Genomic DNA, 16,334 nt, shown 5'->3' on the forward strand with positions numbered 1-16,334 from the left:
GACACGGCGTGGTGCTCACTTCTCGCCCTCCTCGCTCAGTTCACTCTCCTGACGGCCTCGGTTCCATCCTCTTTGCAGGGAGGTCAGCAGCAGTCTCGCCTCCTCCGGCGACCGGGTCTGAGCGTTTTCGGGGTCCGGACGGCTCTCGCGCTCGCCTCCATGGCTTCCAAGGGGCTGCACCTCTCGGAGTTGCGGAGCGAGGTTGGCCTGTCTGACCCTGCGGGGCAGGGCCGTCCGTTCTTTGGAGGGTACGTCACGGGCGGTCCGAGGTGCGTCGCCAGTCGGGGAAGGTGTGATGTGCTCCACAGCGGCGGCGGGACGCGCGGGCGGCGCGGGTGGCGCGGGCCGGGGCGCCTTCTGGTCGGGCGGGGTCGGCCGGGGAATCGAGTGGATCGTCTGGAGCGGCGGCACCGGCGTGATCGGTCCGGTGACGGGATCGGAGTCGGACGGAGTACCGTTCTTCGCGGTGACCGGGCCCGCGATGGCGATCATCGGGGGCGCCGGCTCCTCCTCGTCGGCGATGACGAACTCAGCGGGGATCAACACGATCGCCGTGGTCCCGCCGTACGGCGAGGTGCGCAGTGTCACCTGGATCCCGTGGCGGGCGGCGAGGCGGCTGACCACGAACAGCCCGAGCCGGTCGCTCTCGGCGAGGTCGAACTCCGGCGGGTTGAGCAGCCGCTCGTTGAGGTCGGCGAGTTTCTCCTGGCTGACGCCGAGGCCGCGGTCCTCGACCTCGATGACGAAGCCGTTGGCGGCCATCTCGCCCCGGACGTGCACGGCGGTGTTCGGCGGGGAGAACACGGTGGCGTTCTCGACCAGCTCGGCGACCATGTGGATGATGTCGCCGACGATCGATCCCTGGAGGGAATACGACGACATGGGAAGTACGGTGACCCGCGTGTAGTCCTCGACCTCGGCACTGGCGCCGCGCATGACGTCGAGCATCGGCACGGGTTTGCGCCAGCCGCGGCCGGGCGTCGCGCCGGAGAGGATGATGAGGCCCTCGGCGTGGCGGCGCATACGCGTCGTGAGGTGGTCGAGTCTGAAGAGGTCTTCCAGCGAGTCCGGCTCGTGGGTGTGCTCCTGCATGTGGGCGAGCTGGATGCGCTGGCGGTGCAGCAGGGTCTGGCTGCGCCGCGCGAGGTTGAGGAAGACCTGGCCGATGCCCTTGCGGAGCTGGGCCTGGCCGACGGCGGCCTCGACCGCGGTGTGCTGCACAGCGGAGAAGGCACGCACGACGTCGTGGATCTCGGCGGTCGTGCCGCGGGTGGCGATGGGCGGGGCGACCCGTTCGACGTCGATCTCCTCGCCTTTACGCAGCTTCTCCACGATCATCGGGAGCCTGCCGTGGGCGAGTTCGAGCGCGGTCTGGCGCAGGCGGAAGAGTTCGCTGGTCAAGCGGCTGCCGAGCCGCATGGAAATGATGATCGAGGCCACCACGACGGCCAGGCCGAGGCCGCCCACCAGGTAGGCGCCCTGCAGAATCGAGTCGGCGATCGGCTCGGCGCGCTTGGACAGGCTGGCCGCGGTGTTGTCCTGCGCGGTCTGCAGGTGTCCCGCCACCGTGTCGGAGGACTCCTGCCAGGAGTTGAGGCCGCCGGCGCGCAGCGGGGCGCCGCCGATGAGCTGCTCTTCGAAGACGCGGAGCTGCTGGTAGGTGGGGGCGGAGATGATGTCGACGTACTGCTCGCGCAGCTCGGGGTCGAACTCGGCCAGCGACTGGTCGATGAGGAAGCGCCGGTTGCCGACCCATTGGGTGAGCAGCGTGCGCTCGTCGGTGGTCATCGTGTTGTCGCTGATCATCGCCCCGCTCACCAGGGCCTGCTCGCGGGTCAGGAGTTCTCTCGCGAAAGCGAGCGACATGAGGACGCGGCCCTGCTGGTAAGTCGGGATGTCGTCGATGAGGGCGAGCGTCTCCAACATTCGGAAAATTGCGTCCGAAATGTCGTTATATGCCTCTAGTGTCCGAAGGCGATTGGAAAGTTGAACGTCAATCTCGGCGCGGATCTCGTTCAAACGCTCCAGCTGGACCAGCAGGGTGTCGACCTGCTTGCGGGTGGCGTCCTTGCTCGCATCGCGAGACGCGTCGGAGAGGGCGAGCTGCCGGAAGTTCTTGCGGGCGTTGTCTGTGCGGGAGCGCTGGACGGTCAGTGCCGTATCGTCGGGATCGCCGCCCAGCCCGAGCCTTCTGGCGGAGAGCAGCCGCTCTCGCTGGAGTTCGATGATCATCTGGTCGGCCGGCTCGTGCAGGTTTGTCCAAATGGTGGAATGCGTACGAAGATCGAGGCTGGTGACCCATGACCCGCTGGCGATGACGCCCCAAAGTGCGATCAGTGAGACCAGGGGGACCAGGAGCAGGCCAGCGATCTTGGACCGGATCGAACGGTCACGTGAACGGCCAGGGGTACCCATGTCACTCGTCCCTCGTGTTCAGGGGGTGGTGGGGTTGGTGCTATTCGTGAACCCCGGGGGAGACAGGGGAAGAGGCTAGCAGTGGAACGACAGGAATTGATCCCCGAAGGCATGAGATATCGGGAAATATCGCATCTACTATGCTCGGCGCTACTCTCCGGTGTGATCTTGCAGTAGCGTCGATCATGATCAGGTTTTGCAGGAAAGGACCCGCCGAACATGCGCCGGTCAGCACGTCTCATCGCCATCGGCGTCGCCGCCCTCACCGCCCTAGCGCTCACCGCGTGCTCCGGGGGAGAGGTGCGCGGGGTGCGGTCCGGCGACACCTCCTCGGCGCTGCCGGCCTCCGGGAAAGTCCGGGAATCGACGTTCGTCTACGTGCAGAATCTCGAGGTCGTCACCGAGTGGGATCCGGCCGTCTCGTATTCCAACGAGATCATCGCCATGCAGAACATCTACGAGAGCTTAACGATCTACAACCCGGTGACCAGGAAGGCCGGCCCCCGCCTCGCCACCTCGTGGACCGCCTCCCCCGACAGCAAGACCTGGACTTTCACTCTGCGTTCCGGCGCGAAGTTCCACAGCGGTAGGGTGGTCGACTCGTCCGCGGTCAAATCCTCGATCGAGCGCACCATGAGGCTCGGCGCCGCTCCCTCCTACATCTGGGACTCGGTCGACACGATCACGACGCCCGACGCCAACACCGTGGTGTTCAATCTTAAATATCCAGAGGCGCTGGACATGATGGCGTCGGCTAGTTACGCCGCCTATATCTATGACACCGAAGCCGCCAAGAACGAAGATCTTGGTAAGTGGTTCGCCCAGGGCAATGACGCAGGATCCGGCCCCTACCGGGTGGCCAAGTGGCAGAAGGGCAAAGAGGCCGAGCTGCGGCTGACCGCCTTCGAGGAATACTGGGGCGGCTGGGAAGGCCTCAAGTACAAGAACATCGAATTCCGCGTGGTTCAGGAGCACAACACCGCCTGGCAGCTCCTCCAGCGCGGCGAGGCCACGTTCATCGGCCGGCTGACCCCGCAGCTCTTCGACCGGGCCGCCGACGTCGGCGGCATCCGCACGATGCAGGTGCCGTCGTTCCAGACCATGTTGATGCTGTTCAACAGCGCGAGCGGGCCGATGCAGGACATCCGGGTGCGCAAGGCGGTCCAGAAGGCGATCGACTACCCCGGTGTGATCAGGGCGCTGAAGGGCGCCGGCGCGCCCGCCAGCGGCCTCGTGCCCGAGAGCATGCTCGGCTACAAGAAGGGCCAGGAGCCCGTGGAGGACCTCGCCGGCGCCCAGGAGCTGCTCACTCAGGCGGGCTACGGCCCCGGCAGGGAACTGCGCCTGACCCTCACCTACGCCGCAGGCGACGACGACCAGCGGGTGCTGGCCACCCTCCTCACCTCCATGCTCGCCCGCGTCAACATCACCCTGGACGCCCGGGCGATGTCCTGGGAGGCCCAGTGGGGCCTCGGCAAGAGCAAGGACACCGGGAAGCGCCAGGACATCTTCGTTATGTACTGGTGGCCCGACGTGGCCAACCCTTACTCCTGGTTCGTCAACCTTGTGCACAGCGGCGACCCGGTCAACTTCAACCTCACTTACATCAAGAACGCGCAGCTCGACGAGAAGATCCAGAAACTCCCCGCCCTGACCGCCACCAACCGCCGCGCCGCCCAGGACGCCTACGAGGACCTCCAGCACGAGGTGATCGAGGAGCGCGCCCTCATGGCCGTGCCCTGGGTGGTCAACTACCAGCGGGCCTACGCCGGCGGTGTGCGCCACTACACCGACAACCCGGCCTACCCCAACGTCGTCTTCGTCCACAGCGTTTCCCCCAGCGCCTGAACTTCGCCTGGCTCCTGGGGTCCCTGTGAATATTCACAGGGAAGCCTTGGGGTGACGGCTGGTTGATGTGCGCCGGGCCGGTTGTCGGTGCTTCTCGCCGCTGCGGCGCCGGGAGGGCCGGCTGCAGGGGGTGAATCGACGAGCGCCTCGGCCGAGTAGTGCGCGTGCGCGGCGGCCTCGGGCGCATCTTGCAAGATGCGCATCGCGCGCATGCCGTGAGGTGCGCGTGCGCGGTGACCTTGGGCGCATCGTGCATGAGCGCCTTGCGCACCTTTGGCGGCCTTGCGCACATTGTGCATGGGCGCCTCGCGCTGCTCGCGGTTCCCGGCTGTGCGTGCTTCGCCGTACGTCCGCTCCACGCGTCGGCGGCCGTTCGCCATGCTCCTGCTCGTGTTGTGGGTGGTCGGCGGCTGGTGGCCGGGAGAAGGCGGCTTGGGGCTGTGTGTGAGTCGATGAGCGCCTTGGCGGCCTTGTGCACAGTGATTCCATCCGGTTCGGGGCCCACGTGGGTGGGGTTCGGGTCGTCGGTGCACGCCTATCCGGCGCATCGGTGTCTCGAGGGGGCTCGGTTGTGTGTGCTTCGCCGTACTTCCGCTCCGTGCGCCGCTAGCTTGGGGGGAGGGGCGATCTTGGGGTGGCGGGGGTGGGGTTGTTGGGGCGGTCGGGAGAATCCGTTGGCGGAGACCCGGGGGGTTCTGCCTATCCTGTCGGGTGGCCGTGCGTGAGGACGCGGCCGGGGGACCACGGCCTTGGGAACGTTTTCTTGAATTCTCCGCTCGACGACCTGAATGCCCGTCTGTCTGAGTTGACGCCGCGTGATCGGCGGCGGCTGGGGCGCCGCCTGGAAGGCGTGCGGCGGGTGCGGAGCAATGCCTCGCGGCACAAGATCCTTACGGAGATCGAGGGGGAGATCGATCGGGCCGCGGCCAAGGTGGAGGCGCGCCGGGCGGCCGTGCCTGAGATCACCTATCCCGAGGAGTTGCCGGTCAGCCGGCACCGTGACGATCTGCTGAAGGTGATCCGCGACCACCAGGTGGTGGTCGTCGCCGGTGAGACGGGGTCGGGCAAGACCACCCAGTTGCCCAAGATCTGCCTTGAGCTCGGCCGGGGGGTGCGCGGGCTCATCGGGCACACGCAGCCGAGGCGGATCGCCGCCAGGACGGTGGCCGAGCGGGTGGCCGAGGAGCTCGGCGGCGAGCTTGGGCAGGCGGTCGGCTACAAGGTCAGGTTCACCGATCAGGTGAGCTCCGGCACGCTGGTCAAGCTCATGACCGACGGCATTCTGCTGGCGGAGCTGCAGAACGACAGGCTGCTTGAGCAATATGACACGCTGATCATCGACGAGGCGCACGAGCGCAGCCTCAACATCGACTTCATTCTCGGCTACCTCAAGCAGGTGCTGCCCAAACGCCCCGACCTCAAGGTCATCATCACCTCGGCCACGATCGACCCCGAGCGTTTCTCCCGGCACTTCTCAGGCGCCCCGATCGTCGAGGTCTCCGGCCGCACCTATCCCGTCGAGGTGCGCTATCGGCCGCTGCCTGAGGACGACGACCAGATCCAGGGCATCATCGGCGCGGTCGAGGAGCTGAGCGCGGCCGGGCCCGGCGACATCCTGGTCTTCCTCAGCGGCGAGCGGGAGATCCGCGACACCGCCGACGCGCTGAACAAGCGCGCCCTGCGGAACACCGAGGTCCTTCCCCTCTACGCGCGCCTGTCTGCCGCCGAGCAGCACCGCGTCTTCCAGCCCCATTCCGGCAGGCGCGTCGTGCTCGCCACGAACGTCGCCGAGACCTCCCTGACCGTGCCCGGCATCAAATACGTCGTGGACCCGGGCTTCGCGAGGATCTCCCGCTACAGCCACCGCACCAAGGTGCAGCGGCTTCCTATCGAGGCGATCTCGCGGGCCTCGGCCGACCAGCGCAAGGGCCGCTGCGGGCGCACCTCGGACGGTATATGCATCCGGCTCTACGAGGAGGACGACTTCCTCGCCCGGTCCGAATTCACCGATCCGGAGATCCTCCGCACCAACCTGGCCTCGGTCATCCTCCAGATGACCTCCATCGGGCTCGGCGACATCTCGGCCTTCCCGTTCGTGGAGCCGCCGGACCAGCGCCAGGTCAAAGACGGCGTCAACCTGCTGCAGGAGCTCGGGGCCTTCGACGCCGACCGTGCGCTCACCCCGCTCGGCCGCCGGCTGGCGACGCTCCCGGTGGACCCCCGCCTGGCCCGCATGGTGCTTGAGGCGGACAAGAACGGCTGCGTGCGCGAGGTCATGGTCGTCGCGGCGGCGCTCTCCATCCAGGATCCGCGGGAGCGGCCGGTCGACAAGCAGCAGCACGCCGACCAGCTGCACGCCCGATTCACCGATAAAGAGTCAGATTTCCAGACTTATCTGAATCTCTGGGAATACCTCCGCGAAAAGCAGCGGGAGTTGTCATCCGGCCAGTTCCGCCGCATGTGCAAGGCCGAGTTCCTGAACTACCTGAGGGTCCGCGAATGGCAGGACATCTTCAGCCAGCTCCGCCAGGTGGGCACCCAGCTCGGCATCGCGCTCAACAACCAGCCCGGTGATCCGTACAAGGTGCACGTCTCCCTCCTCGCCGGACTGCTCTCGCACATCGGCCTGAAGGATCCCGAGAAACACGAATACCTCGGCGCCCGCAACGCGCGCTTCGGCGTCTTCCCCGGGTCGGCGCTCTTCAAGAAACAACCTCGCTGGGTCATGTCCGCCGAACTGGTGGAGACCTCCAGGTTGTGGGCCCGCGTCAACGCCAAGATCGAGCCCGAGTGGATCGAACCGCTCGCCGCCCACCTCCTCAAACGCACATACTCCCTGCCGCACTGGGAGAAAAAGCAGGGCGCCGTGATGGCCCTGGAGAAGGTCACGTTGTACGGCGTGCCCATCGTGGTCGACCGCAAGGTCAACTACGGCAGGATCGACCCGGAGTTGTCCCGAGAGCTGTTCATCCGCCACGCCCTGGTCGAGGGCGACTGGGACACCCACCACAAGTTCCTCAAGGAGAACCGCAAGCTCCTCGACGAGGTCGAGGAGCTGGAGAACCGCGCCCGGCGCAGGGACATCCTGGTCGACGACGAGACCCTCTTCGACTTCTACGACCAGCGCCTGCCCGCCGAGGCGGTCTCGGCCCGGCACTTCGACACCTGGTGGAAACAGGCGTCGCGCACCGACCCGGCCCTGCTGACGTTCTCACCCGAGATGCTGATCAACGAGAACGCCGACGTCAGCATGGGCGACTATCCCGACACGTGGCGGCAGAGCGGCCAGCGCATGCGGCTCACCTACCAGTTCGAGCCGGGCGCCGACGCCGACGGCGTGACCGTGCATGTGCCGCTCCAGGTGCTCAACCAGGTGAACTCCGACGGTTTCGACTGGCAGATCCCCGGCCTGCGCGAGGAGCTCGTCACCGCACTGATCCGGTCGCTCCCCAAGAACCTCAGGCGCAACTTCGTGCCCGCCCCCGACTTCGCCAGGCGTGTGCTCGGCGGCGTCAAGCCCGGCGGGGAGCCCATGCTGGAGGCCGTCGAGCGCGAGCTGCTCAAGCTCACCGGCGTCCGCGTGCCGCACGATGCCTGGAACCTCGACGCCGTGCCCGATCACCTGCGCGTCACCTACCGCGTGGTCGACGAGCGGAAGCGCACCGTCGCCGAGGACAAGGACCTCTCCACCCTCAAACGCAGTCTCGCCCCGAAGCTGCGCGAGACCCTGTCGGCGGCCGCCGACAATCTGGAACGGCGCGGCCTGCGCACGTGGGACTTCGGCGAGTTGCCGAAGCTGTTCGAGCAGGGGCGCGTCAAGGCATATCCCGCACTCGCCGACGAGGTCACGAGTATCGCGATCCGCATGTTCGAGACCGAGGCGGAGCAGCGCCGCGCCATGTGGGAGGGCACGCGCAGGCTGATCCTGCTCAACTCAGTCTCGCCCGCCAAGCAGATCCTCGGCGGCCTCGGCAACCAGGCCAAGCTCTCCCTCAGCCGCAGCCCGCACGGGGGCGCGGCGGCGCTGTTCGACGACTGTGTGTCCTGCGCCGCCGACAAGCTCATGGCCGACGCCGGCGGCCCGGCGTGGTCCGCCGGGGACTTCGTCAAGCTGCACGACCACGTCCGCGCCCACCTCTACGACACCACCGCGGAGGTCGTGGCCCGGGTCGAGCGGGTCCTCGCCGTCTGGCACGGCATCTCCGGGCGCCTTTCCGCCCTCACCGCCGCACAGGTGGCCGACGCCGTCACCGACGTGCGCGACCAGGTGTCGCACCTCGTCTACGACGGCTTCGTCACCGAGACCGGCTTCCGCCGCCTGCCCGACCTCCAGCGCTATCTGCGGGCCGCCGAGCGGCGGCTGGACAAGCTGCCGGAGGATCCATATCGCGACGGGCAGTGGATGGCGACGGTCCACGGCGTCGAGGACGCCTATCACGATCTGCTCGAACGGCTGACGCCCGCGCGCAAGGAGTCCGCGGAGGTCGAGGAGGTGCGGTGGATGATCGAGGAGCTGCGGGTGAGCTTCTTCGCGCAGAGCATCGGCACCCCGGCGCCGGTGTCGGAAAAGCGCATCCGCAAGGCCATGGACCGCTTCGCGCCCTAGCCTCGCCGCCGGCGAAGGGCGCCGGCTCGCCAGGGGCCGGTGCCGGAAAAGGGATGTTTCACGCGTAAAGTACTGGGACGCGTAGGGAGGCGATTGCATGGTCCGGGCGCTGGTGTTCGACGTCGGCGAAACGTTGATCGACGAGACGCGCATCTGGTCGCGCTGGTCCGACCGCCTCGGCGTGCCCCGGCTCACCATGCTCGCCGTGCTCGGCAGCATGGTGGCCGTCGACCGGCCTTACTTCCATGCGTTCGAGATGGTCCGTCCGGGCCTGGACGTCGAGGCCGAACTGGCCGCGTGGGAGCGCGACGACCCCCACGGCCTGCGCGAGAACTTCGACGCCGACGACCTCTACCCCGATGTACGTCAGAGCCTGGCGGCCCTGCGCGACGCCGGCTACCAGGTGATCATCGCAGGCAACCAGCCGCCGCAGGCGGAGGCCGCCCTTGTGGCCATGGACCTGCCGGTGGAGTCCATCCACACCTCGGCCGCGTGGGGCGTGGAGAAGCCCAAGCCGGAGTTCTTCGACAAGGTCGTCGAGGTGGCCGGCCGGCCGCCCGGCGAGATCCTCTACGTGGGGGACCGCCTCGACAACGACGTGGTGCCCGCCAGGCAGGCCGGCATGCGCACGGCGCTGCTGCGCCGCGGCCCGTGGGGCTATGTGCACGCGGCCCGCCCGGAGGCGGCAGGCCTCGCCGATCTGGTGGTGGGCGACCTGCGCGAACTGGTCGTCGCGATGGCCGAGGGCAGACTGGCGCGCTGACCGGACCCCGCGCCCTTTGCCGGGAAAACGGGAGAGATAGTCGAATATATCTGACTATTTGCTTATATCCTGTATTTGGTGGACGGCGCGGCCTATGTGAGTCACCCAGGCTTCTTGGGAAAATCGTAGAATGTCGCCGGTGCCGCGCGATAAGCCTGTGTTAATTTCGGCGAGGTGTGGGCGTCCCCTTCTTGGCGAATGGTTTCCTGTGAAGGTCAGGTGCCTGATCCGTGGTTTGCGGGTAGGGCAGTCACCGTCACGTCCAGGTCGTCTTTAAGGGGCATTCCCGCTATGGCAAAGGCTATTCCGCGCGCCACGGCACTGGAGAACGTCATGTTCTCCCTCACCTACACCATTCCGGGACTGCTGCGCGGGGCTTTCGCCACGCAGCCTAAAGGGATGGACATCGTCGCCAAATTCGATGCAAACCGCCGCGCAAACGAGTTTGTGAGCAAACTTCGCGTGAGATACGGCGGCCGGTCCATCTGGACGCGTGGGCCCGTGGGCCCTGTGCTCCTGGTGTTGTCGCAGGGCGACATCAAGCGGGTGCTCTCCGCCTCCGACCACGTGTTCTCCCTGGCGAGCCCGGAGAAGGTCAGGGGGCTCAGCCTCTTCCAGCCCGCCTCGCTCGTGCTGTCCGCGGGGGAGCAGCGCGACGACCGCAAGGCGTTCAACGAGTTCGTGCTGGCGGCGGGCGACCGGGTGCATCCACTGGCCGACCGCTTCCTGACGGTGATCGCCGACGAGATGGACGTGCTGCTGGCCGGGGTGGGGGTGGGCACGCTCACCCGCTCGGCGTTCGACCACGCCTTCGCCAGGGCGGCACGCCGCATCCTGTTCGGGGAGGCGGCGCGGAACGACGTCCGGCTCGGCAACCTCCTGCGTGCCCTGCGCATGGAGGCCAACTGGCTCGGGCTGCGCCCATGGCGCAACCGCCGCAACCAGGCGCTGCTCGACCGGATGAACGCCAAGATCCGCTCCTACGCCGCCACGGCCGACTCCGGCAGCCTCGTGGGCATGTTCGCCGGCGCCCCGAAGACCGCGAAGACCGATCCCGCGGGTCAGGTGTCGCACTGGATGATGGCCTTCGACGTGTTCGGCGTGGGCATCATGCAGGCTCTCGCGATGCTCGCGATCCACCCGGCGAAGGCAGCCGAGGCCGCCGAGGAGATCCGCTCCGCCGAGCAGGCACACGGCGCGGGCACGGTGGCCGCCGTCACGGCCATGCCATACCTCAAGGCGAGCCTGCTTGAGGGACTGCGGCTCTGGGCTCCGGTGCCGACCTTGATGCGCGTCACAACCGAGCCGATCGACTGGCACGGCGACAAGCTCCCCGCCGGCACCAACGTGATGATTCCCGCCTCACTCCACCACAGGAACCCGCAACTCGCCTATGCCGACCGGTTCGCACCCGAGGCGTGGATCTCCGGCGAGGCCGGGGACGACTGGTGGATCAACCCGTTCAGCCGGGGACGGGGGCAGTGCCCGGGGGCGAGCCTGGCCCTGCTGGTCGGCCCGGCCGTACTGGCGGCGCTGCTGCGCGACCGCCGGGTGGAGCTGCTGGAGCCCGAGATCAGGGCAGGCCGGCCGCTGCCGCTCACGATCAACGCGTCGAAGCTCCGCTTCGGGGTGCACTTGGCCGGTCCCGCCGCGCCCGCGGAGCCGGTGCCCGAGGCGCGGCAGGCCGAGGCCGGCGCTAGTACAGAACCTTCCCAGGGTTGAGGATGTTCTTCGGATCCAGCAGGCTCTTGATCGCCTGCTGGATCCGGAGCGCCGCGGGGTCGAGCTCGCGGCGCAGCCACTCGCGCTTGAGGATGCCGACGCCGTGCTCCCCGGTGATCGTGCCGCCGAGCTCCAGTCCGGCCGCCATGATCGCGTCGTAGGCCTGCTCGGCCCGCTGGAACGCATCCGGATCGGACTGGTCGAACACGACGGTCGGGTGGAGGTTGCCGTCGCCCGCGTGGCCCACGGTCGAGATGTAGAGGTCGTGTTTCTCGGCGATGGCGGCGATCTGGTCGATGAACTCCGCCAGCCTGGTGCGCGGCACCGCCACATCCTCGATGAACGCCGTAGGCCGGCCCGGCTGCGTGGCCGCGTGGCGCTGCAGCGCGGGCAGGACCAGCCGCCGCGCGTCGAGCACCTGCTTGGACTGCTCCTGGTCGGCGGCCACGGCCATGTTGAGGGCTCCTGCCGTACGGCACAGCTCGGCGATGGCCGAGAGCTCCGCGGAGGGGTCGTCGCCGTCGCACTCGACGATGAGCGTCGCGGAGGCGTCGGGAGTCAGCATCGGGTGCCCGAGGGCGGCCACCGCGGCTGTGGTCACCTGGTCCATGAGTTCCAGCGCGGAGGGCACATGCCCCGCCGCGATGATGGCCGCGACCGCCTCGCCCGCCGCCGTCGCGGACGGAAACTGCGCCAGCATGGCCAGCGAGGGCGGCTGAGCCGGCCGCAGGGAGAGGGTGGCCTCGACGATGACGCCGAGTGTGCCCTCCGAGCCCACGAAGAGCTTGGTCAGGTCGTAGCCCGCGACGCCCTTGACGGTGCGCCGCCCCATCCGGACGAGCTCGCCGTCGGCGGTCACCACGCTCAGCCCGAGCACGTAGTCCGCCGTGACGCCGTATTTCACGCAGCACAACCCGCCCGCGCCCACCGCGATGTTGCCGCCGATGGTGCAGTCGTTCCACGAGGCCGGGTCGGGCGGGAAGAACAGCCCGTGCCCGGCCACCGCGTCGGACAGGGCGCGGTTTGTGACGCCGGGTTCGCAGCGCACGAGCCGGTTGCCAGGGTCGATCTCCAGGATCCGGTTCATGCGCAGCAGCGACAGCACGATGCAGCCCTCGTCGGCGTTGGCCGCGCCGGCCAGGCCCGTGCGGGCGCCCTGCGGCACGACGGGCACGCCGTAGGAGTGGGCGACGCGCAGCACGTGCTGCACCTGCTCGACGGTCTCGGGCGTGACCACGACGGCGGGCACGCCCGCGGGGCTGAAGGGGGCCGAGTCGCGCGAGTGCCGCTCGCGGGTCTCCGGGTCCTCGTGGAGGCAGCCGGAGGACAGGCCGGCGCGCAGCGCGGGCAGCCAGGTGAGGTCCAGGGAAGTGGTCACGGGTTCAAGTCCTCGACGGTAGAGGTGATCGGGACCTCGATCAGCGTCGGTCCCCTGCCTGCCACGGCGGCCGAGACCGCCGCCGCCAACTCCTCGCGGGAGTCGGCCTGATAGGTCGCCAGGCCGTAGCCTTGGGCGATCGAACGGATGCCGATGCCGGGAAGGTCCAGGCCCGGCACACCGGAGACCTTTTCCAGCTGGCTGAACCACTTGAGGATCGAGTATTCCCTGTTGGTGAGCACCACGATCGTCAGCGGCACGCCGTAGGCCGCCGCCGTCCACATGGCGGGCAGCGCATAGTGCATCGAGCCGTCGCCCATGACCGCGACCACCGGCCGTCCAGGGTCGGCCATCTTGGCCCCGACCGCCGCCGGCAGTCCGAAGCCGAGACCGCCGCCCGTCGTGAACAGATAGGCGCCCTCGGCGCCGATGCGCACGCGGTCCTGGAACATCAGGGTGTTCGACGGCGACTCGTTGACCCAGATCGTGTCCGCGGGCGCGGCGTCCGCCAGCGCGGCGAAGACGCTGACGGGGGACATCCTGCCGTTCTCCACGGCGAAGTCCGGCTCAGGCTGCGGCCTGCCCCGCGGCGGCACCTTGCGGCCCGAGGGCGTGACGTGCTCGGTGAGCATTTCGAGCGCCGCCCGCGTGTCGCCCACGATGGCGTCCCCGACGGGGGCCTTGGCGGCCTCCTCCGGGTCTGAGGTGATGTGGGTGAGGGTGGCGCCCTCGGGGAGATAGGCGCCGGGCAAGTAGGGGTAGTAGCGGAAGACCGGCGCCCCGATCACCACGATGAGGTCGTGACCGCCGAGTGCCGCCGACAGCAGGGCGATGGCCGGCGGGAGGAAACCCTGGAAGTGGGGGTGGTTCTGCGGGAAGCAGAGCCGTCCTTCGAGGGGCGCGGCCCACACCGGGAGCCCCGCGCGCTCCGACAGGGCGACGGCGATCTCCAGCGATCCGGTCGCCGAGACATCCCCGCCGAGCACGAGCACCGGGTTGACCGCCGACGACAGGCGCCGGGCGAGGTCCTGGATCGCGCCGGGGAGCGGGGCGGTGCGTGAGAGCACCTTGCGTGTGCTCACGGCGAGCGCCTCGGACTCGTCCACCTCGGCGTCGAAGTCGTCCATCGGCAGCGATACGAAGACCGGGCCGGTGGGCGGCGTGCTCGCGATGTGGAAGGCGCGGGCGAGCGCGGCCGGCACATCCTGCGCCCTGGGGGGCTCGTAGGACCACTTGACCGCGGGTTTCGGCAGCGTGGTGGCGTCGTTGTTGGTGAGCAGCGCCTCCAGGGTCATCATCGCCCGCACCTGCTGGCCGGCGGTCACGACCATGGGGGTGCGGTTGGCCGCCGCGTTGACGACGGCGCCCATGGCGTTGCCGAGCCCGGCGGAGGTGTGCAGGTTGACGACCGCGGTGGTGCCGGAGATCTGGGCGTATCCGTCGGCCATGCCGACCACCACGGCCTCCTGCAGGCCGAGGACGTAGCGGAAGTCGGCCGGGAACTCGTTCAGCATGGGCAACTCGGTGGACCCGGGATTGCCGAAGATCGTGTTGACGCCGTGGGATCTGAACAGATCGAACACGGCCGTGCGGACGATGCTCACAGAATGTGCTCCTCCTCGCGTGATCCATCCCCGACGGGCAAGGAATGTAACGTTGAGTCTGTACATTGTCACGCTACGTGATGTTCGATGGGGAAGATACTCCGAGCGAGGGAAGCGACATGGTGCTTGAGCGACCTACCGAGAGTGATGTTCCCGATGAGAGGCCGGAATCAGGTCCATCCTCTGAGCAGCGGAGGACCGATCGGAAAACCGGACAAACTATCGGTGAGAGGCCGATCGAGGGGGACAAGGAGAAACCCTGGCACAAGCGGCCCCTCCCGATGGCCGTCCTCGGGCTCGCCCGCATGCGCGAGGAACTCCGCAGGCACAACCTCCACGACACCTACGGCGCCGGTGGCGAGCGCTCCCGCACCCCCACCCCCGACATCCCCTCCCACCGCACCTACGACGGCTCCGGTTACGACCCCGACGACATCGACATGGGCCGCGCCGGCACCCGCTTCGACCGCAACGCCCCGCTGGCCATGACCTTCCCCGAGCCGATGGACCGGCTCATGTCCCCCAACCCCCGCATGGTGGCCGACCGGCTTCTGACCAGGACCGACTTCATCCCCGCCCGTTCGCTCAACATGCTCGCCGCGGCCTGGATCCAGTTTCAGAACCACGACTGGTTCAGCCACGGAGACAACCATGAGGCCGCCCCGCTGGAGGTCGAGCTGGACGGCGGCGACCCGTGGTACGAACGGCCGATGCGCATCCGGCGCACCCGTCCCGACCCCGTCGCCCACACAGGCGGCGACCGCCCGCCGACCTACGAGAACACCGTCACCCACTGGTGGGACGGCTCCCAGGTCTACGGCAGCTCCGAGGAGCGCTGCCGCAGGCTGCGCTCGGGCGAGGACGGCAAGCTCGCGATGGCCGGCGACCGCCTCCCCGACGAGGACAACCCCGGCCTGACCGGCATCGACCTCACCGGCTTCAGCGACAACTACTGGTCCGGCCTGTCGATGATGCACACGCTGTTCGCCCGCGAGCACAACACCATCTGCGACATGCTGCGCTCCGCCTACCCCTCGTGGCGGGACGAACGGCTCTTCCAGACCGCGAGACTCATCAACACCGCGGTCATGGCCAAGATCCACACCGTCGAATGGACTCCCGGCATCCTCGCCACCCGTGCGCTGCGCGTCGGCATGAACATCAACTGGTCCGGCCTGGCCGGCGCCAAGTGGCGCCGCCGCCGCGGCAGGCTCGGCCGGAGCGACGTGGTCTCCGGCATCCTCGGCTCGAACGTCGACCACCACGGTGCTCCGTACTCGACCACCGAGGAGTTCGTGACCTGCTACCGCCTCCACCCCCTGATCCGCGACGACTACCCGATCCGGTCGCACCTCCGGGGGCAGCTCGTGGAGACCATCGGCTTCATGCCGATGCAGGGCCGCGAGACGCGCGAGGCGGTCGACAAGTACGGCATGGCCGACCTGTTCTACAGCTTCGGTGTGATGCACCCCGGCGCGATCACCCTGCACAACCACCCGGCGGTCCTGCGCGACCTCGTGCGCGTCAACGGCGAGCACATCGACCTCGGCACCGTCGACCTCGTGCGCGACCGCGAGCGCGGCGTGCCGCGCTACAACGGCTTCCGCCGCATGCTCGGCAAACGCCCGGTCGAGAGCTTCGACGAGCTGGAGTCGGGCGACCTGCTGCGCGAGGTCTACGACGGCGACGTCGACCGCGTCGACACGATGATCGGGATGTACGCCGAGACGCCGCCCGAGGGCTTCGGCTTCTCCGAGACGGCGTTCCGCATCTTCGTGCTGATGGCCTCCCGCCGCCTCAAGAGCGACCCGTTCTTCACCGAGCTCTACACCCCCGCGGTCTACACCCCCGAGGGGCTGGCCTGGATCGACGACACCGGCATGGTGGACGTCCTGCTGCGCCACCATCCCGAACTCGCCCCCGCCCTGGCGGGCGTCCCCAACGCCTTCGCCCCGTGGCGGAGGCTCTCATGACCTCCACGACACCTGTGAAGGGGCG

Annotated in this window: 8 protein-coding genes; 5 read left to right on the plus strand and 3 right to left on the minus strand. The window is 68.4% G+C overall.

Features of this window, described 5'->3' with window-relative positions; genetic code table 11:
• Positions 1-15: 15 nt before the first annotated feature.
• Positions 16-2,415, minus strand: coding sequence for a sensor histidine kinase (locus Ssi02_RS10255; protein ID WP_204024199.1), 2,400 nt, complete (start codon positions 2,413-2,415; stop codon positions 16-18).
• A gap of 219 nt (positions 2,416-2,634) precedes the next feature.
• On the opposite strand from Ssi02_RS10255, the gene Ssi02_RS10260 reads away from it, so the two are divergent.
• From Ssi02_RS10260 to Ssi02_RS10275, 4 genes are all read left to right on the plus strand, one after another.
• On the plus strand, positions 2,635-4,263 hold the full coding sequence (locus Ssi02_RS10260) for an ABC transporter substrate-binding protein (protein WP_204024201.1): 1,629 nt from the start codon (positions 2,635-2,637) through the stop codon (positions 4,261-4,263).
• A 763-nt stretch (positions 4,264-5,026) separates the two neighbouring features.
• Positions 5,027-8,869, plus strand: a complete 3,843-nt coding sequence (gene hrpA / locus Ssi02_RS10265; RefSeq protein WP_204024204.1) for an ATP-dependent RNA helicase HrpA — start codon at positions 5,027-5,029, stop codon at positions 8,867-8,869.
• A gap of 97 nt (positions 8,870-8,966) precedes the next feature.
• Positions 8,967-9,632 carry an HAD family hydrolase gene (locus Ssi02_RS10270; protein WP_204024207.1) on the plus strand — a complete coding sequence of 222 codons (666 nt, stop codon included), beginning with the start codon at positions 8,967-8,969 and terminating at the stop codon, positions 9,630-9,632.
• Between the two features lie 291 nt (positions 9,633-9,923).
• Complete coding sequence (locus Ssi02_RS10275) at positions 9,924-11,354, plus strand: cytochrome P450 (protein ID WP_204024216.1); 1,431 nt, start codon at positions 9,924-9,926, stop codon at positions 11,352-11,354.
• On the opposite strand, the gene Ssi02_RS10280 is transcribed toward Ssi02_RS10275, so the two are convergent.
• Together Ssi02_RS10280 and mdlC are read right to left on the minus strand one after the other, a co-directional pair.
• A complete protein-coding gene (locus tag Ssi02_RS10280) occupies positions 11,329-12,732 on the minus strand; it encodes an FAD-binding oxidoreductase (RefSeq protein ID WP_239128764.1) in 1,404 nt (467 codons plus the stop codon). The two genes, Ssi02_RS10275 and Ssi02_RS10280, sit on opposite strands and share 26 nt — an antisense overlap.
• Entirely contained in the window at positions 12,729-14,336 is a 1,608-nt protein-coding gene (gene mdlC / locus Ssi02_RS10285; protein ID WP_204024219.1) for a benzoylformate decarboxylase, read from the minus strand. Before mdlC ends, Ssi02_RS10280 begins: the two co-directional genes overlap by 4 nt.
• A 281-nt stretch (positions 14,337-14,617) precedes the next feature.
• On the opposite strand from mdlC, the gene Ssi02_RS10290 reads away from it, so the two are divergent.
• A complete protein-coding gene (locus Ssi02_RS10290) occupies positions 14,618-16,309 on the plus strand; it encodes a peroxidase family protein (RefSeq protein WP_204024221.1) in 1,692 nt (563 codons plus the stop codon).
• Positions 16,310-16,334 lie beyond the last annotated feature (25 nt).

Source organism: Sinosporangium siamense (genome assembly GCF_016863435.1).
Classification (GTDB): domain Bacteria; phylum Actinomycetota; class Actinomycetes; order Streptosporangiales; family Streptosporangiaceae; genus Sinosporangium; species Sinosporangium siamense.

Bases quoted from the DNA above. Each gene is read 5' to 3' on its own strand.
- Ssi02_RS10260 (WP_204024201.1), top strand. From the start codon at position 2,635: ATGCGCCGGTCAGCACGTCTCATCGCCATCGGCGTCGCCGCCCTCACC.
- Ssi02_RS10255 (WP_204024199.1), bottom strand. From the start codon at position 2,415: ATGGGTACCCCTGGCCGTTCACGTGACCGTTCGATCCGGTCCAAGATC.
- Ssi02_RS10290 (WP_204024221.1), top strand. From the start codon at position 14,618: ATGGCCGTCCTCGGGCTCGCCCGCATGCGCGAGGAACTCCGCAGGCAC.
- Ssi02_RS10275 (WP_204024216.1), top strand. From the start codon at position 9,924: ATGGCAAAGGCTATTCCGCGCGCCACGGCACTGGAGAACGTCATGTTC.
- Ssi02_RS10270 (WP_204024207.1), top strand. From the start codon at position 8,967: ATGGTCCGGGCGCTGGTGTTCGACGTCGGCGAAACGTTGATCGACGAG.